Source organism: Chromohalobacter beijerinckii (assembly GCF_023061185.1).
Lineage (GTDB): Bacteria > Pseudomonadota > Gammaproteobacteria > Pseudomonadales > Halomonadaceae > Chromohalobacter > Chromohalobacter beijerinckii.
The window spans coordinates 14537-35891 of record NZ_JAKGAK010000002.1 but is presented as its reverse complement, the minus strand read 5'-3'; the positions used below and the strand labels follow the sequence as shown (position 1 = coordinate 35891).

The window sequence follows — 21355 nt, the reverse complement described above, 5'->3', positions numbered from 1 at the left end:
TTCGCAGCCACCGAGACGACTTCATGAGCTTTACCTCCTTGGGGCTTTCCGCTCCGATTCTGGATGCCGTGGCCGAGCAAGGCTACGAGACACCCTCGCCGATTCAAGCCAAGGCGATCCCCGCCGTTCTCGAGGGACGCGACGTGATGGCTGCCGCCCAGACCGGCACCGGCAAAACCGCCGGATTCACGCTGCCGATCCTCGAACGCCTCTCCGCCGGCACGCGCGCACCCGCCAAGCAGGTCCGCGCGCTGATTCTCACGCCGACCCGCGAGCTGGCTGCTCAAATCGGCGCCAATATCGAGGCATACGGCAAGAACCTGCCGCTACGCAGCGCAGTGGTCTTCGGTGGCGTGAAGGTCAACCCGCAGATCGCCAAGCTACGCGGCGGGGTCGATATCCTGGTGGCAACGCCGGGTCGACTACTGGATCTGTATAGCCAGAAGGCCGTCAGTTTCGATGCGCTGGAAGTACTGGTGATGGACGAAGCCGACCGCATGCTCGACATGGGCTTCATCCACGATATCCGTCGGATCCTCAAGACCCTGCCCGCCAAGCGTCAGAGCCTGATGTTCTCGGCGACTTTCTCGCAGGAGATCCGTGCGCTCGCCAAGGGCATGGTCAATGACCCCGTGGAAATCTCGGTCACGCCGCGTAACACCACCGCCGAGACGGTCACGCAGTGGATCCACCCGGTGGACAAGACCCGCAAGCCGGCGCTGCTCACACACTTGATCCACGAGAATCAATGGCAGCAAGTGCTGGTCTTCATGCGTACCAAGCATGGCGCTAACCGCCTGAGTCGCCAGCTCGAAGACGCCGGTATCGAGGCGGCTGCGATTCACGGCAACAAGAGCCAGAATGCGCGCACCAAGGCCCTCGACGGCTTCAAGAGCGGCGATATTCGTGTACTGGTGGCAACCGATATCGCCGCGCGCGGCCTCGACATCGATCAGCTCCCGCAAGTGGTCAACTTCGAGCTACCCAATGTCGCCGAGGACTACGTCCACCGTATCGGACGTACCGGACGCGCAGGTGCTAGCGGCCACGCGGTGTCGCTGGTCAGCCCCGAAGAAGGCAAGGAGCTCGCGGGAATCGAGCGGCTGATTCGCCAGACGCTGGAACGCCAAACCATCGCCGGCTTCGAGCCCAGCGAAGCACTCGTCAGCGGCCAGGGCACCAGCCCGCCGCGCGGTGGCAACGGTGGAGGCCAGCGCAACGGTAACGGACGCGACAACGGCCAACGTCGCGGTGGCAACTCAGGCGGTAACGACTCACGCAACAGCAATGCATCCCGCGATCGCAATGGCGGCGAAAACCGCCCGCGCCGTCGTCGTGGCGGACGGGGTCGCGGTAACGGCACCCAAGGCGGGGCATAAGTCACGTCAATCGTGAGTCGTGGCGCTACCGGCGCCAACGGCTCACGTATCGTCGTCGGATGCCGGTAACTCGCAACAACCGCGGGCAACACTGTGAGACAGCCGGATGTGATCATCGAGCAATGCCCGCGCGGCGCGAATGTCTCGACTCAGTGCCAGTTCGACCAGCTCGCCATGTTGGCGATCAAGCGCCTTTCGCACCGCCGGATTGGGCGGCGCCAGGCGCCGGTAGCGGTCGAACTGGTCGTGTAATTGTTTGATGAAGCGTAACAACCAGTGCGAACCACACGACGCTAGCAACGCCCGATGAAAGCGCAGGTGTGCTTGCTCCCATTCCTCCACTTGCTCAGGATGCTCGTCGGCACGGCGCAACCGATGATGCGCCGCCAATACCTGTGACTCCCATTCTGAATCTCCCGCCTGAAAAGCCTGCGTCAACGCCATGCATTCAAGCTGAGCGCGCAGCCCCGCGATGTCATCTAGCTCCTCAAGCTCCATTGCTGGGACTCGAAACCCCCGCTGGTTGACCTGCTCGAGCAGGCCGTAGGCCGCCAGTCGGTTGAGAGCCTCACGCAGCGGGCTGAGCCCCACTCGGTAATGGTCCTTGAGGGCGCTGATGGCGAGCTTCTCACCCGCCGCGAAACGTCCGCGAATCAAGTCCTGCTTGAGTGTCTCGAAGATTCGGCTCGAGGCCATGTCGCGACTAGTCGATGGCGATGCGGTCATGGCGTGGTTCTCTTATCAAGTTCAAAGGTAATGGCTGGCGATATGTGTTTCCGTTCGGCGAGCAAGGATTTGCCTCAGTGCAGTAAGCCCTTTGCCAAAATCCCATATTGACGTTAATTAAATTGCGCGCCATAGTCATCTCAACAAAATCGATTTTTTCATTCAAAACGATTTATAACATAACAATCGATCGGAGACGGCATGTTGACGCCCTTTTCCCAGGCAACGCCCTACACTTCCCAGCGCAGCGCTACCTATGCCAAACACGGAATGGTCGCCGCGTCCCAACCACAAGCCAGCCAGGTTGGCCGTGACATTCTCGCTCAGGGCGGCAACGCAGTGGACGCCGCCATCGCCACCGCAGCGGCGCTCACCGTGGTCGAACCCACCGGTTGCGGGATCGGCGGTGACGCTTTCGCGCTGGTCTGGATAGCCGATGACAATGCAGGCAACGGGGAACTTCACGGTCTAAACGCCAGCGGCACCGCCCCCGCCGCATTGACCCCACAGGCGGTCGCCGAGGCCGGATTCGAGTCCATGCCGCTTTACGGATGGACGCCGGTGACTGTGCCCGGCATTCCCGCCGCATGGGCCGAACTATCGCAGCGCTTCGGCAAGCTCGATTTTCAGGCGCTGCTCGCCCCGGCGATCCGCCTAGCCCGAGAGGGCTTTCCAGTCTCGCCGGTCATCGCCAGTCTCTGGCAACGCGCCGAGGAGACCTTCCGCAAACATCTAACGGATACCGCTACCTCAGGCTGGTTCGAGACCTTCGCGCCGACCGGGCATGCCCCGCGCGCCGGCGAGTGGCACCGCTGCGAGGAGCAGGCGAAAACCCTGGAAGCCATCGCCGCAAGCCACAGCGAGAGTTTTTATCGCGGCGAGCTGGCCGAGCGCATCGACGCCTTCTCCCGCGAGACCGGTGGCTATCTGCGTGCAGAAGATCTTGCCGGTTATCAGCCGGAATGGGTCAAGCCGATCGCGGCAGACTACCGTGGTCATAAAGTCTGGGAGATTCCGCCCAACGGCCAGGGGCTGGTCGCGCTGATGGCGCTGCGCATACTCGAGGGCTTCAAGATCGACAGCCGCGACAATCCCGAAGTAATGCACCGCCAACTCGAGGCGATGAAGCTGGCCTTCAGCGATGGGCAGGCCTATATCACCCAACCCGAGCACATGACCCATAGCGTCGAATCGCTACTCGGCGACGCCTATACGCGAGAGCGCCGCGCACTGATTGGCGAATCGGCGCTGGACCCGACCCCAGGCACCCCGCAGGCCGGCGGCACCGTCTACCTGGCGACCGCCGACAGCGACGGCAATATGGTCTCGTTCATACAGAGCAACTACCACGGCTTCGGCTCCGGTGTAGTGGTACCGGGTACCGGCATCGCGCTGCAGAACCGCGGCCACAACTTCAGCCTCGACCCGAACCACGACAACGTGCTCGCGCCGGGCAAGAAGACCTTCCACACCATCATTCCCGGCTTTTTGACCCGCGACGACGGCACGCCGCTCGGGCCGTTCGGCGTGATGGGCGGCTTCATGCAGCCCCAGGGCCACGTCCAGGTAGTGATGAACCTGATCGACTTCGGCCTCAACCCTCAAGCCGCGTTGGACGCACCACGCTGGCAGTGGATGGGTGGCAAGCGCATCGGCATCGAGCACGACTACCCGGCCCCACTCATACGAGCCATGGCTGAGCGCGGTCACGACATGCAGATCGACCACGATCCACGCGGCTTCGGCCGCGGGCAGATGATCATCCGCGACCCAGACAGCGGCATCTACTGCGGCGGCACCGAGCCGCGCACCGACGCCAGCATCGCGGTGCTGTGATCATGCTGCGTACTCAAGCCCAGCTATTCATGGCCTTCCTGCGCATCGGCCTGTTCGGCTTCGGTGGCGGTCCGTCGATGATCCCTCTCGTTCATCAAGAAGTAGTCAAACGCCACGCCTGGATGGACGACGAGGCATTCGCCGACGTGCTGGCAATCGGCAATACACTGCCCGGCCCAATCGCCACCAAGATGGCCGGCTACATCGGTTACCGAGTCGGAGGCAGTCTGGGCGCGCTCAATGCCGTCATCGCGGTAATCGGGCCAATAATCATTGCAATGATCGCGCTACTCGGACTCTACGCCCGTCACGGCGACCAGCGCTGGGTGCAGGGCATGGGCCAGGGCGTGGTCCCCGTCGTCATGGTGATGATGGCCAAGTTGACCTGGGATTTTTTCACCAAGTCGCGGGCCAGCCTTGGCTGGCTTGTGACGCTGGTGATGGGGGCCATCGCCGGTGGGCTGATCTACTGGCTCGATGTGCACCCGGGGCTGGTCATCGGCGCGATCTTGATCGCAGCGTTACTGCGCCCCGAATCGCAGCAAGCGACCAGCGAGACGAACAAATGATCTATTGGCACCTGTTCCTGGCGTTCTTCATCCCCAACATCGTCGGTTACGGCGGCGGCCCGGCGATCATCCCGCTGATCGAGAACGAGGTGGTCGGCCGCTATGGGTGGATGAGTTCACAGGCTTTCGCCGAGACCTTGGCGCTAGGCAACGCGCTGCCCAGCCCGATCGCTACCAAGATGGCCGGCTACATCGGCTACGATGTCGCCGGCGTACCCGGATCTCTGATCGCCACCTTCGCCACCGTCGCGCCGTCGCTGCTGCTGATGCTAATCGCGCTGGGCACGCTGTATCGCTACCGCGACTCGATCAAGGTCAAGTCGATGAGCCAGTGGGTCCGCCCTGTGGTGATGACGCTAATGGCCTATCTGACGTGGCGCTTTCTCGCCGAAGGGCTGGAGACCGCCGGCGCGGTGCACACCGCGATCATCGGCGGCGTGGCCGGCGTATTACTCCTGGCGACCCGGGTTCACCCGGCGTTCGTCGTGTGTTTCGGGCTCGGCTACGGCGCGCTGCTGCTCGGGTAGCAAAGATCAGAACTCCAAGCAGATCTTGCCGAAGTGACGCCCTGCCTCTTGGTGACGAAACGCCTCGGCGATCTCGTCGAGGGCGAACCGGCGGTCGATGACCGGATGTAGATCGCTGGCGTCGATGGCACGGATCATCTCAATCTGATCGCGCCGGCTACCTACGATCAAGCCCTGCAGACGCGCCTGCTTGGCCATCAGCTTGGCGGTAGGAATTTCGCCGCCGCGTCCGGTGAGCACGCCAATCAATGAGATGTGTCCGCCGATGCGCACGGCGTCGATGGATTGCGGCAGCGTGCCAGGGCCACCGACTTCGATGACATGGTCGACGCCCCGGCCACCGGTAAGTGCCTTAACGCGCTTGCCCCACTCCGGCTCGGTCTTGTAGTTGAGCGTGTGATCGGCACCCAGTTCCTTAAGCCGTGCGATCTTCTCGTCCGAGGACGAGGTCGCTATCACCGTGGCGCCCATCAGCTTGGCGAACTGCAAGGCAAAGATCGAGACACCGCCGGTGCCCAGCACCAGCACCGTGTCACCCGCCTTGAGCTTGCCATCCACCACGAGTGCGCGCCATGCGGTCAATCCGGCTGTAGTCAAGGTAGCCGCTTCGGCGTGGTCGTAATCGCGCGGTGCGTGGGTAAACCACGTCGTCGGACGCACGACCTGCTCACGGGCGTAGCCATCGACGCCATCGCCAGGCGTGGTGGTGAAGTCGCCGATCCGTGCCGGCCCTTCGAGCCAACCTGGGAAGAACGTCGATACCACGCGGTCACCCACGGTGAATTCCTCAACGCCTTCACCCACGGCTTCGACGACACCGGCCCCATCCGACATGGGAATACGGCCGTCTTCGGTGGGCATGGCCCCGGCGACAACCCCGTAATCATGGTAGTTGAGCGAGCTGGCATGCACTCGCACGCGCACCTCGCCCGGCCCCGGCTCGCCCGGCGCTTCGCGTTCGTGAACATCGAGCTGATCCAGCCCACCCGGACTACGCAATGTGACGACGTTCATCGTGCTCTCCTATGCTGTCATCCTGTGCTTGCGGGACGCATCCGACATGAGGCGCCCCGCAAGCGTCCTACTTAGATGATGGTGACGAATCGCCGCGAGGCAAGGGGCGTTTACTCCAGAACGACCAGACGATTGGGAAGTTCGTTGCGCTCGTGCGTGGCGGGCACATGCTCTCGGAGGTGCTCACCGCATGCTTCGATACAGGAGAGAAAGCCCTGCAGCGTCTGGCCTTGCTTTACCTGCTGGGTGAAGGTCGAGACAATGCCCTGCCAGGTTTCGTCGTCGAGGCGGCTGGAAATCCCGCGATCGACCAGGATCTCCACGTAGCGCTCAGCCTCGGAGACGAAGATCAGCATGCCGGTGCCGGCTTGGGTGTGATGCAGGTTCTGTTCGAGAAACTGCCGCCTTGCCAGATTGGCGGCCCGCCAGAAGCGCACACGTCGCGGGATCAGACGCGTCGTCACCGCCGGCAGCCGAAACACAATCGCGAGCACCGCGAAACACGCCCACTGCACGATCAACAGCTCCGAAGTACCCAGCCATTGGGGGAAATAATTGATCGCCCCCGGGATCAACAGGGACAGAATCCCTGCCCAGAGCAATGGGATGTAAGTGTAATCGTCGGCCTGCGGCGCGAGTACGGTGACTAGTTCGGCGTCGGTATCGCGCTCGATGTGCGTAATCGCATCACGCACCTGCTGCTGCTCGCTGTCGCTCAATAATGCCATGGTGATGTCCCTTGCGTTGATCTACCAGCCACCGGAGGCACCGCCCCCGCCGAAACCACCACCGCCGCCGCCGAAGCCGCCGCCTCCGAGGCCGCCACCGCCGCCTCCGAAACCGCCGCCCATGGCGCCGCCAAGCAGAAGACCGCCGAGCAAGCCACCGCCGCGTCCGCGACGACGCCCGCCGCGTCCGCCACCACCGATGCCGCGTACGATACCCATGACGATCATCAACATGACGAAAAACGCCACGGATGCGCCGCCGACATCGCGCGATTTATCTTGCCCGGAAGCCGATCCGGCAGGAGGCGCATCGGCCATCGGGTCGCCGCCCAGGACCTGAATGATCGCTTCCGTACCTTGGGTAATACCGGTCGCGTAATCGCCCTCACGAAACGCCGGGGCGATCTGCTGTGTGATGATTGCCGAGGACTGTGCGTCGGTCAGGCGACCCTCGAGGCCATACCCAACCTCGATGCGGATGGCCTGCTCTTCCATGGAGACGATCAGCAGAGCGCCGTTGTCCTCGCCCTCCTGGCCGATGCCCCAGTGACGGCCCAGCTGGTAACCGTATTCCTCGATCGGCGCACCCTGTAAATCAGGCAGCGTGACCACGACGACCTGTTCGCCGGTGTCTTCCTCGTGCGCCGCGAGCATGCCGCTCAACTCATCTCGAGTCGACGCATCCAGCAGATCGGCCTGATCGACCACGCGCCCGGTCAGCTCGGGAAACTCGATGTCCTGCGCCTGAACGCTGAGGGCACAGGCCCACAGCAGCATCAAGCATGTCAGACGGATGCAATGCCTCATTAGAACTCCACCTCAGGCGCCTGATCGGCGTTCTCGGCAGTCGCTTCGAAGTTTTCGCGAATCGGCATGTCGCTATACAAAAGGCCATGCCAGAGTCGCCCGGGGAAAGTACGAATTTCGGTATTGTATTGCTCGACCGCCTGGATGAAATCGCGACGCGCCACGGCGATGCGATTCTCGGTGCCTTCCAGTTGTGATTGCAGCGCCAGGAAGTTCTGGTTCGACTTCAACTCCGGATAGCGTTCGGAAACCGCCATCAGGCGACTCAGTGCCCCGGTCAGTTGGCCCTGAGCTTGCTGGAATTGCTTCAGCTTCTCGGGATCGTCCAACGAGTCGGCGTCGATGTTGATCGAGGTCGCCTTGGAGCGCGCTTCGATCACGGCCGTCAGCGTTTCCTGTTCCTGATCGGCGAAGCCTTTGACGGTTTCCACCAAATTGGGCACCAGGTCCGCACGCCGCTGATATTGGTTCTCGACCTGCGACCAGGCCGACTTCACCTGCTCGTCGAGCGTGGGAATATTGTTGATACCGCAGCCCGTCAGTGAGACGGCAAGGCACAGCAACAGCATGACGTGCCAGACGGAGCGAGCGGTAAACGGCATTGGCAAGGATCGCATCGACATACGCATTTCCGATGAAGGTGGCAAATAGAGACTCCCTAAGCTACAGGTGAGCGCGCATTAAGCATAGCGTCGACTGTAGGGGACGGCGTATCGTCGAAGGCCAAACGCAGGCTACGCAAAATTAAACCTGCCTCGACCGGCGATGTTGCGTAGAATCTTGTGCGTTGCGAATCATTTGATAGGGCATGACATGGGTAGGGCTTTCCAGAACCGCAAGGAATCCATGGCCAAGACGGCCGACGCCAAGACCAAGGTGTACAGCAAATACGGGCGCGAGATTTACGTCTGCGCCAAAGCCGGCGGAATCGACCCCGAAGGCAATCTCGCCCTGCGTGGCTTGATCGAACGCGCCAAGAAAGACCAAGTCCCGTCGCACGTCATCGACAAGGCACTGGACAAGGCCAAGGGCGGTGGCGGCGAGGACTACTCCCTCGCGCGCTACGAAGGCTTCGGTCCGGGCAGTTGCATGGTCATCGTCGAATGCCTGACCGACAACCCCAATCGCACCTTCGGCGACGTACGCGCCTGCTTCAACAAGGCCAAGAGCAAACTCGGCACCCCGGGCAGCGTCAGCCACATGTTCGATCACTGCGCGATCCTCGCCTTCGAGGGTAGCGACGAGGAAGCGGTGTTGGAAGCCTTGATGGAGGCCGATGTCGATGTCACCGACATCGAGAGCGAAACCGATCGTATTACCGTGTTCGCGCCTCATACCGAATATGCCAAGACCAAGCAGGCCCTCGCCGAGGCCTTCGGTGAGCTCGATTTCGAAGCCGACGAGATCCAGTTCCTGCCGCAGACCACGACCCCCGTCGTCGGCGATGACGTGGCCATGCTCGACAAGCTGCTCGCTACCCTCAACGATCTCGATGACGTTCAGAACATCTACCACAGCGCCGAGCGGCAAGACTGACCCGGCCTCGTCGACGATGCACTCGCCGACGACGTACTTACCGATCAGGTGAGCGCCGGCCACGGCATGCCGGCGCACGCCTATACTGATCGTCCCATTCTCCACGGGAGCCCGGTATCGCATGAGTCATGACATCGCAGACGCCACTGCCACCGAAACTCGCCCCGCCGAACGCGCCCACACCCTGCAAGCCACGCCCTCGGTGATCGCCGTTCAGGGGCTGACCAAGCGTTACGCCTCGGGCTTCGAGGCGCTCAAACGCATCGACCTGGATATCCAGCATGGCGAAATCTTCGCTCTGCTGGGGCCCAATGGTGCCGGCAAGACCACCCTGATCAGCATCATCTGCGGGCTGGTCAATGCCAGCGACGGTCAGGTCCGTGTCAACGGCCACGACATCGTCACCGACTACCGTGCCGCGCGCGCGCAGATCGGCTTAGTCCCGCAGGAATTGACCAGCGACGCCTTTGCCACGGTCTGGAACACGGTCAGCTTCAGCCGTGGCCTGTTCGGCAAGCGCGCCGACTCTGCGCACATCGAGCGTGTGCTCAGGTCGTTGTCGTTGTGGGACAAGCGTCGCAACAAGATGATCACGCTCTCGGGCGGCATGAAACGCCGGGTACTGATCGCCAAGGCGCTGGCGCACGAGCCGCAGATCCTGTTTCTCGACGAGCCTACCGCCGGGGTCGATGTCGAGCTGCGTCGCGACATGTGGGACGTGGTGCGGTCGCTACGCGACCAAGGCGTCACCGTCATCCTGACTACGCACTACATCGAAGAGGCCGAGGAGATGGCCGACCGCATCGGCGTGATCAACGATGGGGAGATCGTGCTCGTCGAAGAGAAAGCCGCCCTGATGCGCCAGTTGGGCCGCAAGCAGCTGCGGCTCGATCTGCAGACGCCACTGGCGTCCATTCCCGAGACGCTGGCGCACTATCCTCTGAGCCTCGCCGACGACGGCCACGTACTGGTCTATACCTACGCCGCGTCACCTGACGAACACTCGACGCCAGCAAGCATCAGCGCCCTGCTCAACGATATCGAAGCGGCGGGCGTTCGATTCAAGGACCTCCACACCGAGCAAAGTTCGCTGGAGGAAATTTTCGTCAATCTGGTGAGGAAGGACGCATGAATTTCCGCGCGGTCGGCACCATTTACCATTTCGAATTGGCACGCGCGTGGCGCACGTTGCTGCAAAGCCTGGTCTCGCCAGTGATCTCCACATCGCTTTATTTCGTGGTCTTCGGCGCCGCCATCGGCTCGCGCATTCAGGAAGTCGAAGGCGTCAGCTACGGCGCCTTCATCGTGCCCGGGCTGATCATGTTGATGCTTCTCACGCAGAGCGTCTCCAACGCCTCGTTCGGGATCTTCTTTCCCAAGTTCACCGGCACCATCTACGAGGTACTCTCGGCGCCGGTCTCTTATCTCGAAATCGTTCTCGGGTACGTGGGCGCGGCGGCCACCAAGTCGCTCATTCTGGGCTTGATCATTCTCGTCACCGCCAGCTTCTTCGTGCCCTTGCGTATCGACCACCCATTCTGGATGTTGCTGTTCCTGGCGCTCACCGCCCTTACCTTCAGCCTGCTGGGCTTTATCATCGGTATCTGGGCGGAGGGCTTCGAGAAACTACAACTGGTGCCGTTGTTGATCATTACGCCGCTGACCTTCTTGGGAGGAAGCTTCTACTCCATCGACATGCTGCCCCCTGTGTGGCAGACGGTGACGCTGTTCAACCCAGTCGTTTATTTGGTCAGTGGCTTTCGCTGGAGCTTCTATGGCATCAGTGATGTGAGTGTCGGCGCCAGCCTGCTCATGATCCTGGTGTTTCTGGGCCTGTGCCTGGCGCTGGTCGGCTGGATCTTCAAGACCGGTTACAACATCAAGCCCTAGACAGGCCTTAGAAGCTGGCCCGTGCTGCGCGTTATCATGCCCGTTTTCGTTTTCACCAAGATGCCACCATGCCGATTCTGACCAGCACCATCCATCGCATCGACAAGCCCGATACCGAGACGCCCGCCATGCTGACCTGCGCCGAGCACGCACCGTCATCGACGGCATCTCTCGAGGCACTGCTGACGAGTGTCAATGACAGCTTTCATGCCAAGCCCAAGGCGTGGGGTCACTTCGGCGAGACCGGCAGCAGCGCCTTCGCCGCGGGACTCTCGGAGTATCTAGCCGGATCGATCGATTTCGTCACCTGGAGCGCGCGGATGGCGGAGCGCATCAATGCCTTGATCGACGCCCACCTCTCGGTGGGTGGCCATCTGCTATTCGTGCATTATCAGCACGGCGAAACGCAGTACGTCAGCGTAGCGCTTCTCCATCATCGCCAGGGCTTTGCCATCGACAATGCCCTCGAAGTGACCGAAACGCCTCAGCTCAATCTTGGCCAATTGATGCTCGCCGTGCGCATCGACCTCGCCCAATGGCAAGGCGGCCATTCACAGCAGTATGTATCTTTCATCAAGGATCGTGGCGGCAAGAAGTTCGCCGAAGGCTTCCGCGAACTACTCGGCGTCGAGGAAGGCGTGGATGCCAGCGGTGAAACCCGGACCCTGCTCAAGGCCTTCAGTGACTATGTCGAGCGCGAGGACTTGCCCGACGACGCCAGCCGCGAGAAGACCGATGCCGTGATCGACTACGCCAGCACCCAGGCCAAGCACGGCGAAAAGGTAACCCTCGACGAGCTGTCCGAACTCATCGACGAGCAACATCCCAAGGCGTTTTATGACTACATTCGCCATCAGGATTACGGGCTCTCCGAAGAGATCCCGCCAGACAAGCGTGCGCTCAATCAATTCCGGCGCTTCACAGGGCGCGCCAGCGGTGTCTCGATCAGCTTCGACTCTCACTTGCTCGGCAACAGTATCGAATTCGACGCCGAGCATGATCGCTTGATCATCAAGAAGGTGCCTGGCCCCCTGAAGGAACAGCTCAAGCAGCGCAAGGAATAATAAAAGAGCACTAGATGCCTGGCTCGTGTCGGTCGGGACACATACGGTCACCATCGTGATATTGCGATGCCCGTGGCAGCGTCTATCTTGGCTTAAGATAGCCACGCTTATTGAAGCGCCATCACGGAAGAGGTGACGATATGCCCGCCAAGTCTCAGGCCCAACAAATGGCTGCCGGTGCCGCGCTCGCCGCCAAACGCGGCGAGAAAAAGGCCAGTGAGCTAGAGGGAGCCGCGAAGTCGATGTACGACTCGATGAGCGAAGAGGAGCTGGAAGCCATGGCCTCGGCCCAGCAAAAAGGCAAGCCCGAGCACGACTCGAACGCCTGATCGTACGATCACCGCCTGCGACGATCGCCCTCACGAGACACGACCGTCAGCGACACCCTCCCGGTTAACGCATGCCGTCAGCGCTCCAGATAGCGCGGCTTGACGATTCCTTCGAGCGCCTGGGCAGGAATGCGTAGCTCCGGCTGCCCATAAGAATAAGGCGCGATGTCATAGGCGTTGTAACGCACCCGCCATTCATCGGCAAACGGTGCCACGTTGCGGTTCATGCTCAGCGGCCAGGATTCGACAAAGTCGGCACCCGCCTGTTGTTCTTCCAGCCAACGTAGATGCGCGCGCGACAGTGCCTTGCGATACGCGGACGTCTGGCCCTCGCGCAGCATGTCATCGAGTGTCACCACGCGTCGCTCGCGTTCGTCGATGACCATGAACTGCGTCAGCGGCATACCGTGCGCCCCGCCGGTGAACACGTAGCTATCGAGCTTGATGGTAGTCAGATCGGCATGCCGGTCATAGACCTCCGCCTTGAAGACCGCCTGGTAGCCGGGCAATTCAGGCACGCGTTTCCGCGCCGCCTTGGCCTCGTCGAAGAACGTCTGCGCATACTCTTCCCAGGACGCAGCCACCACTTCGCTTTCACCATTAGTGATACCCGAGCCCATGCTCAGCAGCGCATCTCGCAGCCGCTCGCTCAGGCCCAGTGCTCCGGGTAAACGCAGCGATTCGATCTCGATGGTCGCACAACGTCCTGCCGGGCAATCACCCTCGACGAAGCTTTTCTCCACGCGCTCGACATCCAGCCCTTCCGGCGCCGGCGACCATGCTTGGCAACCGCCAAGCACCGCCAGAACGCCCAACATGACGCCACCGCCCGCCAGACGGCGTGCGATCGATACATTCGCCTCACAGAACAAGATCCTTCCTCCCTGATAGGCCGAGGTTAGCCCGGCTGTCCTTCCTGACACGATTCCATCGTGTTGCGCATGACCCACTATAGACGATAACCAGTAATGGAAGCGTGGGTCTGCGCTGGACGCTCTTACCCTCTCGGGCGGGAAAACATGATGAAAGGGCCGATGAGCCGATTACAGAATCGGGCATGAACTCGACAGAATCGCGCATTTTGTCTGTCTTCATAGCGTCCATACTGAGGGAAGTCGTCTTGTCCCATGCCGCTTATCAGCGCCACGGGCTACAACGGCGGTTACCTACGAGGGTCGATTTCACCACCGTCAGGAGTTTTTCATGCGTTATCAACCATTTGGCAATACCGGTTTGTTCGTCTCAGAACTGTGCCTCGGCACCATGACCTTCGGTGGCCAGGGTGAGCTCTGGAGTCAGATCGGCGACTTGCAGCAAAGCGATGCCGAGCGCTTGATCGGCCGCGCGCTGGATGCTGGCATCAACTTCATCGACACCGCCGATGTATATTCCCAGGGCCAGTCTGAAATCATCATCGGCCAGGCGCTCAAGAATCTGGATGTCCCGCGCGATGAGATCGTCGTCGCGTCCAAGGTGTTCGGCGAAACCGGCAAGGGCGTCAACGCACGTGGCATGTCGCGTTATCACATCATGGAAGGTATCAAAGCCAGCCTGAAACGCCTGCAGCTCGACCACCTCGACGTTTATCAGATCCACGGCTTCGATCCCGCCACCCCCATCGAGGAAGCCGTTCGCGCACTCGATACCCTCGTGCAGCACGGTCACGTGCGTTACGTCGGGGTCTCCAACTGGGCGGCCTGGCAGATCATGAAGGCACTCGGCATCGCCGAACGTCACGGCCTGGCTCGCTTCGAGTCGCTGCAGGCGTATTACACCCTTGCCGGGCGTGATCTCGAGCGTGAGCTGATCCCCATGCTGCAGAGCGAAAACCTCGGGCTGATGGTCTGGAGCCCACTCGCGGGTGGCTTCTTGAGTGGCAAGTACACGCGCGACAGCCAGGGCGAAGCGGGCAGCCGTCGCCTTAACTTCGACTTCCCCCCAGTCGATAAAGAGCGTGCCTTTGACTGCATCGATGTCATGGCCAAGATCGCCAAGGTACACAGCGTATCCGTGGCCCAGGTCGCGCTAGCCTGGTTGCTGCATCAGTCAGCGGTGACGAGTGTCATCGTGGGCGCCAAGCGCGTCGACCAACTCGACGACAACATCGCCGCCACACAGGTCACACTGAGCACCGAGGAACTCGCCGAGCTCGATGCCGTCAGCGCGCTCCCCGCCGAGTATCCAGGCTGGATGTTCGAACGTCAGGGCGACTATCGCCGTCAACAGCTGGCCGATGCCAAGCGCTGACACGACACCCCACGCCATTACGAGCCAATCCCGGCACTAACCACGAGCTTAACAAAAGCACGGCCCGCTTCCCTGAAAAGAAGCGGGCCGTGCGGTCGATCCAACGAATCAGGCGCGGTACGTCGTTATCCGGCCTTGTTCGCTTTCACCCCTGCTTCGATGCGGCGACCGATCTCGGCATCGATGTTCTTCCAGTACTCGAACACGCGCGACAGCACCGGTTCCTCGACGCCGTCGGAGACATGGCCGACCACGTTGTTGACCAGACGATCGCGAGCGGCATCGTCCATGACCTTGTTGATCAGGTCGTTGGCCTGGCTGTAGTCATCGTCATCCTTGCGCAAGGCATAGGGTGCGCGCACCATCTGCCCATTGGCTTCCCAGGTGGAATCGGTGGGATAACGCTCGCCATCCGCCGCCGGACCGCCCTTGGAGTTGGGCGCATACACCGGATCGGATACCTTGTTGATGCGCATCGCCCCGTCCTTGCTGTAGCTATGCACGGGCGCCTGGGGCGCGTTGACCGGGATCTGCTTGTAGTTGACCCCGAGACGTGCGCGGTGCGCATCGGCATAGGAGAACACGCGACCGATGAGCATCTTGTCCGGGCTGATGCCGATGCCGGGCACGAGGTTGTTGGGCTCGAAGGCGGCCTGCTCGATTTCGGCATGGTTGTCGGTCGGGTTGCGATTCAGCTGAAGCTTGCCGACCTTGATCAGCGGATAATCGTCATGCGGCCAGACCTTGGTCAGGTCGAACGGATTGATGCGATAGGTATCGGCATCCGCGAACGGCATGATCTGCATGTAGAGCGTCCAGCTCGGGTAATCGCCGCGCCCGATGGCGTCGTACAGATCGCGGGTGTGATAGTCACCGTCTTCACCGGCCAGGCGATCGGCTTCTTCCTGGGTCAGGCACTCGATGCCCTGATCGGTCTTGAAGTGGTACTTGACCCAGAACTTCTCGCCCTGAGCATTGGCCCACATGTAAGTGTGGCTGGAATAGCCGTTCATGTGCCGCCATGTCTTGGGAATGCCTCGATCACCCATCAACCAGGTGACCTGGTGCGCGGACTCCGGCGACAGCGTCCAGAAATCCCATTGCATGTCGTGGTCGCGCAGATTGTTGTCGGCGCGACGCTTCTGGGAGCGGATGAAGTGCTGAAACTTCATCGGGTCACGGATGAAGAACACCGGCGTGTTGTTCCCCACCATGTCGTAGTTGCCTTCCCCCCACTGTCACGCTAGTTGGAGTTTCAGCGGCTGTTAGACTCTGAACCATATGGGGCGTGATGAGGTTCCGATGAAGTACTCCGACGAGCGCCGGGAAGCCATCCTCAAGAAGCTGCTCCCACCGCACAACCGCACGGTGGCAGAAGTGGCCCAGGAAGAAGGCATCTCCGCTGCGACACTGTACAACTGGCGCAAGAAGGCTCGACAAGCAGGCCGTTTGCTACCTGACCAGAGCGATGATCCCGAAGGCTGGAGCTCGCAGGACAAGTTCCACGCCGTTCTGGAGACGGCGGCCCTCAGCGAGGCTGAGCGTGCCGAATACTGCCGGCAGCGTGGCCTCTATCCCGAGCAGGTCCAGCGCTGGCGTGCGAGCTGTGAAGGCGCTAACGACCGAAGCGATGCCGCCACCAAGCAGCAGAGTGAGGCACGCAAGGCGGAGCGCCAGGAGAACAAAGCACTCAAGCGCGAGCTCCGCCGCAAGGAGGCCGCGCTGGCGGAAACCGCTGCACTACTGACATTGCGAAAAAAGGCACGAGCGATCTGGGGGGACGAGGACGAATGATCAGCACTTCAGATCGCCAGGACGCCATACAGCTGATCGATGAGGCCCTCGCCGAAGGAGCCCGCCTGCAAGCCGCGTGTGCAGAGCTCGGCATCGGTACCAACACGTATCGCCGCTGGGTGCGGGGTGATCAGGATCGCCGGCCTAAAGCGGTGAGGCCTGTCCCGCGCCATGCCCTATCGCCGGAGGAACGTCAGCAGGTGCTGGAGATTTGCCATCGTCCTGAGTTCGCCAGCCTGCCGCCCGGACAGATCGTGCCGCGGCTGCTGGACGAAGAAGGCCGCTACGTGGCGTCAGAGTCCAGCTACTACCGCATCCTCCGGGAGCATGGTGAGCAGCACCACCGTGGCCGCGCTCGCGCTCCACGTCCCAAGGGCGACCCACAGCGACACCGGGTGACACGCCCCAATGCTTGCTGGAGCTGGGACGTGACCTACTTACCGACCCAGGTGCGTGGGCAGTTCTACTACCTGTACATGATCATCGACATCTACAGCCGCAAAATCGTCGATGCCGAGGTCTTCGACCAGGAATCCATGGCCAACAGCAGCGAGGTAATCCAGCGTGCCGTACTGCGGGAAGGCTGCATCAACCAGCCACTGGTATTGCACGCCGATAATGGCTCCGCCATGAAAGGCTCGACGCTTCAGGCGACGCTGCAGCGGTTAAACATCACCCCATCGTACAGCCGCCCTCGGGTCTCCAATGACAACGCCTTCTCGGAGTCGCTGTTCAGGACCTGCAAGTACCGGCCCGACTACCCGATGGACGGCTACGAGAGCCTGTTAGCGGCGCAGCAGTGGGTGACGCGCTTCGTGCACTGGTACAACCACGAACACCGCCACAGCGCCATACGGTTCGTCACCCCGGGTGAGCGGCATGCCGGCCTGGATAACGAGGTGCTGGCAAGGCGAGGCGCCATCTATGCCGAGGCGAAACGGCAACATCCCGGGCGGTGGAGCAGTGCCACCCGCAACTGGACACCGCGCCGGACAGTCTGGCTGAACCCCGACCAGGAAGACCCGCTGGTTCAACAGGATCAGCGATTAGAAGCCGCCTGATTCCAGGTTCCAACAAGCTTGACAGTCATCGCTTCACTGGTGTAGAACTTGATCGAGAACCCGCGCGGATCGCGCCACGTATCGGGGCTCCCGCGCTCACCGGCTACCGTGGAGAAACGGATCAGTACGTCGGTCTTGGTGCCAGGCTGGAAGACGGCCGCCTTGGTGTACTTGCTGACATCGTCGGTCACCTCGAAATGACCGAATGCCCCACTGCCCTTGGCGTGCGGCTGGCGCTCGGGAATCCGTTCGCGATTGAAGTTCGCCATCTGCTCGATGAGATAGTGATCGTGCAGAACGAGCGGACCGTCAGGCCCCACGGACAGCGAATGCTCATCACTGGCCACTGGAATTCCGGCATCTGTCGTCGTCGGCTTGCGATTGTCTTGCGTCACGATAATATCTCCCCATCATTTTCGTATGTGGCACAGCATGCCGCTACGCCCTTTCCCTGGAATCGAACCGCTGGCCTTGGGATCGAACCGCTGGCGCGATAGTGCAATCTGGCTGGAGGACCTCCCGTCCCCCGCTTCATGTATAGGAAATAACCGCAGTGACTGTCTACCTACACCGAGTTGCCCAGACGGCTAGAAAGGCCATTGCCAGCCTCTTCTCAGCCATCTAGAACGTGGCAAAGAAGCCCGCCAAGCCCCGCATGGCAAGGGATCGCCATGGGCAACACTCAATCACACCGCCCCGCTCGATAGCCTGCAAGTATCTTCGTCATCAAGAAGTTTCATAGCGCTTAACACACGGCGCGGTCCAAAACTTGCGATTTCACTGACACCCTCAAAGCGCCCCTGCCTCCACCGTGGAGAATGAGGCTAGACACCTTGACGGTTTCACTCACGACGTCTCCTCGTTATCGTTGGACGTATTCGCCTTACCGAATGTGGCGATGACATGGCGAAGCACCTTACGTTGCTCGCTAGGCAAGCTACGATAAATTTTCAGCACTTCAGCTTCGTCTCCGCAGACCGGCACGACATCCAATTCATTGGGCGTAGCGTAAAGCGTTCGCTCACTCTCATCTCCATAGCGCAACACATGCGGTTCGATACGCAGCCACTCGGCAAGCACCTGAAGTTTATCCTGGGCAGGAATGGAGTCACCACGAAGCCAACGCCGTACCGCTTGGAATGTAATCGGCTTTCCCCAGTAGCGGAGATTGAACTCGCGTTCAAGTACCGAGGGGCGAGGCTCATAGCCTGCGGCAACAAGGGCCTTTTGAAGGCGTTCGGCGAACATGGTTTTTTCATTCATACGCTGAATTTGAATCAATGATTCAATTCGCGTTGAATCGTTGTTCACTTTAATATTGAATTATCCATTCAGTGCGCTGATTGGACGGTTCATGATTCAGCCCCTATATGCCCTGGTGCTTCCGGGTGGACCAACCATGATACAGGGGGAAGGTGGATCGGCTAAGCGTCTCGTACGACGTCTCACTGAATTCAAACAAACGGTTGCGCATTCTAGACATCGGGAGATGGCATTGTGGCGCTAAAACGACATGAGCAACGTCGACTTCATGCACTGCATGAAACCGGGCTTCTGGACACCCTCCCGGAGGAACGCTTCGACCGTCTGACGCGTATTGCAAAGCAGCACTATCAAGTCAATACCACGCTCTTCACGCTCGTCGATGCCAAGCGTCAATGGTTCAAGTCCAAGCAAAATCTTGGCATAGAAACGACCCCTCGACGACATGCCTTTTGCGATCATACTATCCAACAAAATAGTATTTATGTCGTTGAAAATGCAGCCAACGATCCTCTTTTCTGTAAAAACCCACTCGTTACCGGCACGCCCTTCATTCGATTCTATGCCGGCATACCCGTGCGCGACCCCACAGGCTTCAAGATCGGAACCTTATGCCTTATTGACTCTACTCCACGTGATGCATCTCGCATGGACTTCAGCATCCTGCGCAGTCTGGCAGCGATATTGGAGGAGGAAATCGAGCGCGTATGCACTGATACCGACACATACTATGACGTTTACACACAAAAAATGGCGTACGCCATTCAACGTGTACAAGACGCTTTCTTATCCAGCGAAGAGAAAACGACGGCTCATGAAGCGTTACTCTCAGAGTTATTGCATTTAACGGGTAGTCAAGTGGGCTTCGTCGGGGAGATTGACGATAAAGCGCATGAGAAATCTCATCTTCGTATTACGGCCCAATCCGGTATTGTACGGTGCCAATCGGCCAACGTCAGCGCGAGAATCGACGCCGATACGTACGTACCTATCGACGGACTCGATGAACTTCTAGGCCTTCCCATCCGCACTCGATATACCGTCAGTCGGACATTCGAGTCGCCTCTAAAATTGCCCTTTCTTTTTCCAGGCCATTATCCCGACATCCACACTTACATGGGCATTCCCTTACATACCGGGAACGAACAGATAGGACTGATCGGCATTGCCAACCGCAGCGAGGGATATCCACCGTCATTGATTGCCTTGCTGTCACCGCTCTTACAGACCGTGGAAACCCTGTTCGAGCGCGAGCGTCTCAACGCTATCAATCAGGAGAAAAAGCAATGGTTGCATGAAGCCGTCAATATCGATGGCCTCACGGGCCTGCCCAACCGTTATCTTCTCAATGAACTGTTCCAGGATGAGCTCACTGCTGCAAGACACCGGCGCGGTTCGATTTCAGTGTGTTTTCTCGACCTGGATGACTTCAAGGCGATCAACGACCGCCAAGGCCACGCCGTCGGCGACGAGGTGCTCAGATGCGTTGCAGATCGACTCCGCGGCGCCGTACGCCATCACGATGTCATCGCCCGACTGAGTGGTGACGAGTTCGTGATCATTCTCCGTGATGTAGACCACCCAACAACCTACCGGCATATCCTCGATCAACTGCGCCACCCCATGCATCTTCAAGGGCACGTTATCGAGTTGTCCGCCAGCATGGGGATAACACGCTTTCCAAGCGATGACTCGGATAGCGATTTACTGCTACGTCATGCCGACCAAGCCATGTATACCGCCAAGGAAACGGGCAAGAACCGTTATCACTTCTTCGACCTTGAGAGTCATCATTCCCAGCAAGAGCGCTTCGCCATCGGAGAGCAAGTGCAGCATGCCCTGGACAACGATCAACTCGAACTTTTCTATCAACCCAAGTTACATTACAAGACCGGGGTCGTCTCGGGGTTCGAGTGCTTGATACGCTGGCATCATCCATCCGGCAAGCTCGTATATCCGGGGCGTTTCCTGCCCTATATCGAACATACTAAGCTTGACATCGAACTCGGCAAGCATGTCATCAACCAGGCAGTATCGACCCTCGAAACGTTCCAGGCACAAGGCCTGCCTTACACCATCAGCATCAACTTGAGCCCGTCCCATTTTCTCAACGACGAGTTTCTCGACCATCTGAACAACACACTAAGCCGATATGACATGGCGTTTCGCAAACGCCTGACGCTCGAAATTCTCGAAAGCACGGCACTCGATGACGCTGGTCTTGCAGCATCGAACATCAAGGCATGTCAGGCACTGGGTGTGCAGCTCTCTCTCGATGACTTCGGCACCGGTTTCGCCTCATTGAGTTACCTGCGCAAATTCTCCACCAACGAGATCAAGATCGATCGCTCGTTCATCCTCGGCATGTTGGATGACCCAGAGGATGAAATGATCGTCGAGGCGATCATCGCGCTTTCCAGAAGTTTCAACCGCCGCGTGATCGCCGAGGGCGTCGAGCATCGCGCCACCGAGGAAAAACTCATCGCCATGGGTTGCGACATGGGGCAAGGCTTTCTTTACAGCCCTGCCTTGCCCCTCGGTGAAGCCTTGGACTGGGCGGCGTGCTACGCGCACCCCTGACCTCG

At 60.2% G+C, this 21355-nt stretch carries 18 protein-coding genes and 3 pseudogenes; 12 read left to right on the top strand and 9 right to left on the bottom strand.

Translation table 11 applies throughout. The features are described from left to right. Positions 1–23 precede the first annotated feature (23 nt). Positions 24–1379 (top strand): DEAD/DEAH box helicase, encoded by a 1356-nt coding sequence (locus L1075_RS02235; RefSeq protein ID WP_246939577.1) that lies wholly within the window; start codon positions 24–26, stop codon positions 1377–1379. A 42-nt stretch (positions 1380–1421) separates the two neighbouring features. Here L1075_RS02235 and L1075_RS02230 read toward each other — a convergent pair whose 3' ends face one another. After that, complete coding sequence (locus L1075_RS02230; protein ID WP_246939575.1) at positions 1422–2105, bottom strand: GntR family transcriptional regulator; 684 nt, start codon at positions 2103–2105, stop codon at positions 1422–1424. A gap of 201 nt (positions 2106–2306) precedes the next feature. Between L1075_RS02230 and L1075_RS02225 the strand changes: the two genes are divergently transcribed. From L1075_RS02225 to L1075_RS02215, 3 genes are read left to right on the top strand one after another with little or no spacing between them, the layout of a single operon-like run. Beyond that, on the top strand, positions 2307–3941 hold the full coding sequence (locus L1075_RS02225; protein ID WP_246939573.1) for a gamma-glutamyltransferase family protein: 1635 nt from the start codon (positions 2307–2309) through the stop codon (positions 3939–3941). 2 nt (positions 3942–3943) lie between these two features. After that, positions 3944–4510, top strand: coding sequence for a chromate transporter (locus tag L1075_RS02220; protein WP_040244987.1), 567 nt, complete (start codon positions 3944–3946; stop codon positions 4508–4510). After that, positions 4507–5037: a chromate transporter gene (locus L1075_RS02215; RefSeq protein WP_246939571.1), complete on the top strand. Its 531-nt coding sequence runs from the start codon at positions 4507–4509 to the stop codon at positions 5035–5037. The genes L1075_RS02220 and L1075_RS02215 overlap by 4 nt, the downstream gene beginning before the upstream one ends. Before the next feature lie 6 nt (positions 5038–5043). On the opposite strand, the gene L1075_RS02210 is transcribed toward L1075_RS02215, so the two are convergent. From L1075_RS02210 to L1075_RS02195, 4 genes are all read right to left on the bottom strand, one after another. Next, positions 5044–6051 (bottom strand): zinc-dependent alcohol dehydrogenase family protein, encoded by a 1008-nt coding sequence (locus L1075_RS02210; protein WP_246939569.1) that lies wholly within the window; start codon positions 6049–6051, stop codon positions 5044–5046. Positions 6052–6161: 110 nt separating this feature from the next. After that, positions 6162–6779, bottom strand: coding sequence for a TPM domain-containing protein (locus L1075_RS02205; protein ID WP_246939567.1), 618 nt, complete (start codon positions 6777–6779; stop codon positions 6162–6164). Positions 6780–6800: 21 nt separating this feature from the next. Next, complete coding sequence (locus L1075_RS02200; protein ID WP_246895474.1) at positions 6801–7586, bottom strand: TPM domain-containing protein; 786 nt, start codon at positions 7584–7586, stop codon at positions 6801–6803. Further along, positions 7586–8215 (bottom strand): LemA family protein, encoded by a 630-nt coding sequence (locus tag L1075_RS02195; RefSeq protein WP_425531257.1) that lies wholly within the window; start codon positions 8213–8215, stop codon positions 7586–7588. The genes L1075_RS02200 and L1075_RS02195 overlap by 1 nt, the downstream gene beginning before the upstream one ends. A 184-nt stretch (positions 8216–8399) precedes the next feature. Between L1075_RS02195 and L1075_RS02190 the strand changes: the two genes are divergently transcribed. From L1075_RS02190 to L1075_RS02170, 5 genes are all read left to right on the top strand, one after another. After that, positions 8400–9122 carry a YebC/PmpR family DNA-binding transcriptional regulator gene (locus tag L1075_RS02190; protein ID WP_246939561.1) on the top strand — a complete coding sequence of 241 codons (723 nt, stop codon included), beginning with the start codon at positions 8400–8402 and terminating at the stop codon, positions 9120–9122. A gap of 121 nt (positions 9123–9243) precedes the next feature. Then, the gene (locus L1075_RS02185) at positions 9244–10254 is read left to right on the top strand and encodes an ABC transporter ATP-binding protein (protein WP_246939558.1); all 1011 of its coding nucleotides are present in this window, start codon (positions 9244–9246) and stop codon (positions 10252–10254) included. Beyond that, positions 10251–11012, top strand: a complete 762-nt coding sequence (locus tag L1075_RS02180) for an ABC transporter permease (protein ID WP_246939556.1) — start codon at positions 10251–10253, stop codon at positions 11010–11012. Before L1075_RS02185 ends, L1075_RS02180 begins: the two co-directional genes overlap by 4 nt. Positions 11013–11080: 68 nt before the next feature. Next, entirely contained in the window at positions 11081–12076 is a 996-nt protein-coding gene (yejK, locus tag L1075_RS02175; protein ID WP_246939553.1) for a nucleoid-associated protein YejK, read from the top strand. A 140-nt stretch (positions 12077–12216) separates the two neighbouring features. After that, entirely contained in the window at positions 12217–12405 is a 189-nt protein-coding gene (locus L1075_RS02170; RefSeq protein WP_075370445.1) for a DUF3008 family protein, read from the top strand. Positions 12406–12482: 77 nt separating this feature from the next. On the opposite strand, the gene L1075_RS02165 is transcribed toward L1075_RS02170, so the two are convergent. Next, complete coding sequence (locus L1075_RS02165; protein WP_246939549.1) at positions 12483–13328, bottom strand: DUF3298 and DUF4163 domain-containing protein; 846 nt, start codon at positions 13326–13328, stop codon at positions 12483–12485. 280 nt (positions 13329–13608) lie between these two features. Here L1075_RS02165 and L1075_RS02160 point away from each other — a divergent pair, with 280 nt between their 5' ends. After that, a complete protein-coding gene (locus L1075_RS02160; RefSeq protein ID WP_246939546.1) occupies positions 13609–14652 on the top strand; it encodes an aldo/keto reductase in 1044 nt (347 codons plus the stop codon). A 125-nt stretch (positions 14653–14777) separates the two neighbouring features. Here L1075_RS02160 and L1075_RS02155 read toward each other — a convergent pair. After that, positions 14778–15881: pseudogene (locus tag L1075_RS02155) on the bottom strand (catalase); the annotation flags it as partial. 73 nt (positions 15882–15954) lie between these two features. Here L1075_RS02155 and L1075_RS02150 point away from each other — a divergent pair. After that, positions 15955–17507, top strand: a pseudogene (locus L1075_RS02150) (IS3 family transposase). A 32-nt stretch (positions 17508–17539) separates the two neighbouring features. Here L1075_RS02150 and L1075_RS02145 read toward each other — a convergent pair. Together L1075_RS02145 and L1075_RS02140 are read right to left on the bottom strand one after the other, a co-directional pair. Further along, positions 17540–17902: pseudogene (locus L1075_RS02145) on the bottom strand (catalase); the annotation flags it as partial. Between the two features lie 451 nt (positions 17903–18353). Continuing rightward, a complete protein-coding gene (locus tag L1075_RS02140; RefSeq protein WP_318278943.1) occupies positions 18354–18818 on the bottom strand; it encodes a transcriptional regulator in 465 nt (154 codons plus the stop codon). A 186-nt stretch (positions 18819–19004) separates the two neighbouring features. Here L1075_RS02140 and L1075_RS02135 point away from each other — a divergent pair, with 186 nt between their 5' ends. Further along, on the top strand, positions 19005–21350 hold the full coding sequence (locus L1075_RS02135) for a sensor domain-containing phosphodiesterase (protein WP_246939542.1): 2346 nt from the start codon (positions 19005–19007) through the stop codon (positions 21348–21350). Positions 21351–21355 lie beyond the last annotated feature (5 nt).

Bases quoted from the DNA above. Each gene is read 5' to 3' on its own strand.
- L1075_RS02180 (WP_246939556.1), top strand. From the start codon at position 10,251: ATGAATTTCCGCGCGGTCGGCACCATTTACCATTTCGAATTGGCACGC.
- L1075_RS02185 (WP_246939558.1), top strand. From the start codon at position 9,244: ATGAGTCATGACATCGCAGACGCCACTGCCACCGAAACTCGCCCCGCC.
- L1075_RS02235 (WP_246939577.1), top strand. From the start codon at position 24: ATGAGCTTTACCTCCTTGGGGCTTTCCGCTCCGATTCTGGATGCCGTG.
- L1075_RS02200 (WP_246895474.1), bottom strand. From the start codon at position 7,586: ATGAGGCATTGCATCCGTCTGACATGCTTGATGCTGCTGTGGGCCTGT.
- L1075_RS02160 (WP_246939546.1), top strand. From the start codon at position 13,609: ATGCGTTATCAACCATTTGGCAATACCGGTTTGTTCGTCTCAGAACTG.
- L1075_RS02220 (WP_040244987.1), top strand. From the start codon at position 3,944: ATGCTGCGTACTCAAGCCCAGCTATTCATGGCCTTCCTGCGCATCGGC.
- L1075_RS02205 (WP_246939567.1), bottom strand. From the start codon at position 6,779: ATGGCATTATTGAGCGACAGCGAGCAGCAGCAGGTGCGTGATGCGATT.
- L1075_RS02195 (WP_425531257.1), bottom strand. From the start codon at position 8,215: ATGCGTATGTCGATGCGATCCTTGCCAATGCCGTTTACCGCTCGCTCC.
- L1075_RS02215 (WP_246939571.1), top strand. From the start codon at position 4,507: ATGATCTATTGGCACCTGTTCCTGGCGTTCTTCATCCCCAACATCGTC.
- L1075_RS02170 (WP_075370445.1), top strand. From the start codon at position 12,217: ATGCCCGCCAAGTCTCAGGCCCAACAAATGGCTGCCGGTGCCGCGCTC.
- L1075_RS02190 (WP_246939561.1), top strand. From the start codon at position 8,400: ATGGGTAGGGCTTTCCAGAACCGCAAGGAATCCATGGCCAAGACGGCC.
- L1075_RS02225 (WP_246939573.1), top strand. From the start codon at position 2,307: ATGTTGACGCCCTTTTCCCAGGCAACGCCCTACACTTCCCAGCGCAGC.
- yejK (WP_246939553.1), top strand. From the start codon at position 11,081: ATGCCGATTCTGACCAGCACCATCCATCGCATCGACAAGCCCGATACC.
- L1075_RS02210 (WP_246939569.1), bottom strand. From the start codon at position 6,051: ATGAACGTCGTCACATTGCGTAGTCCGGGTGGGCTGGATCAGCTCGAT.
- L1075_RS02230 (WP_246939575.1), bottom strand. From the start codon at position 2,105: ATGACCGCATCGCCATCGACTAGTCGCGACATGGCCTCGAGCCGAATC.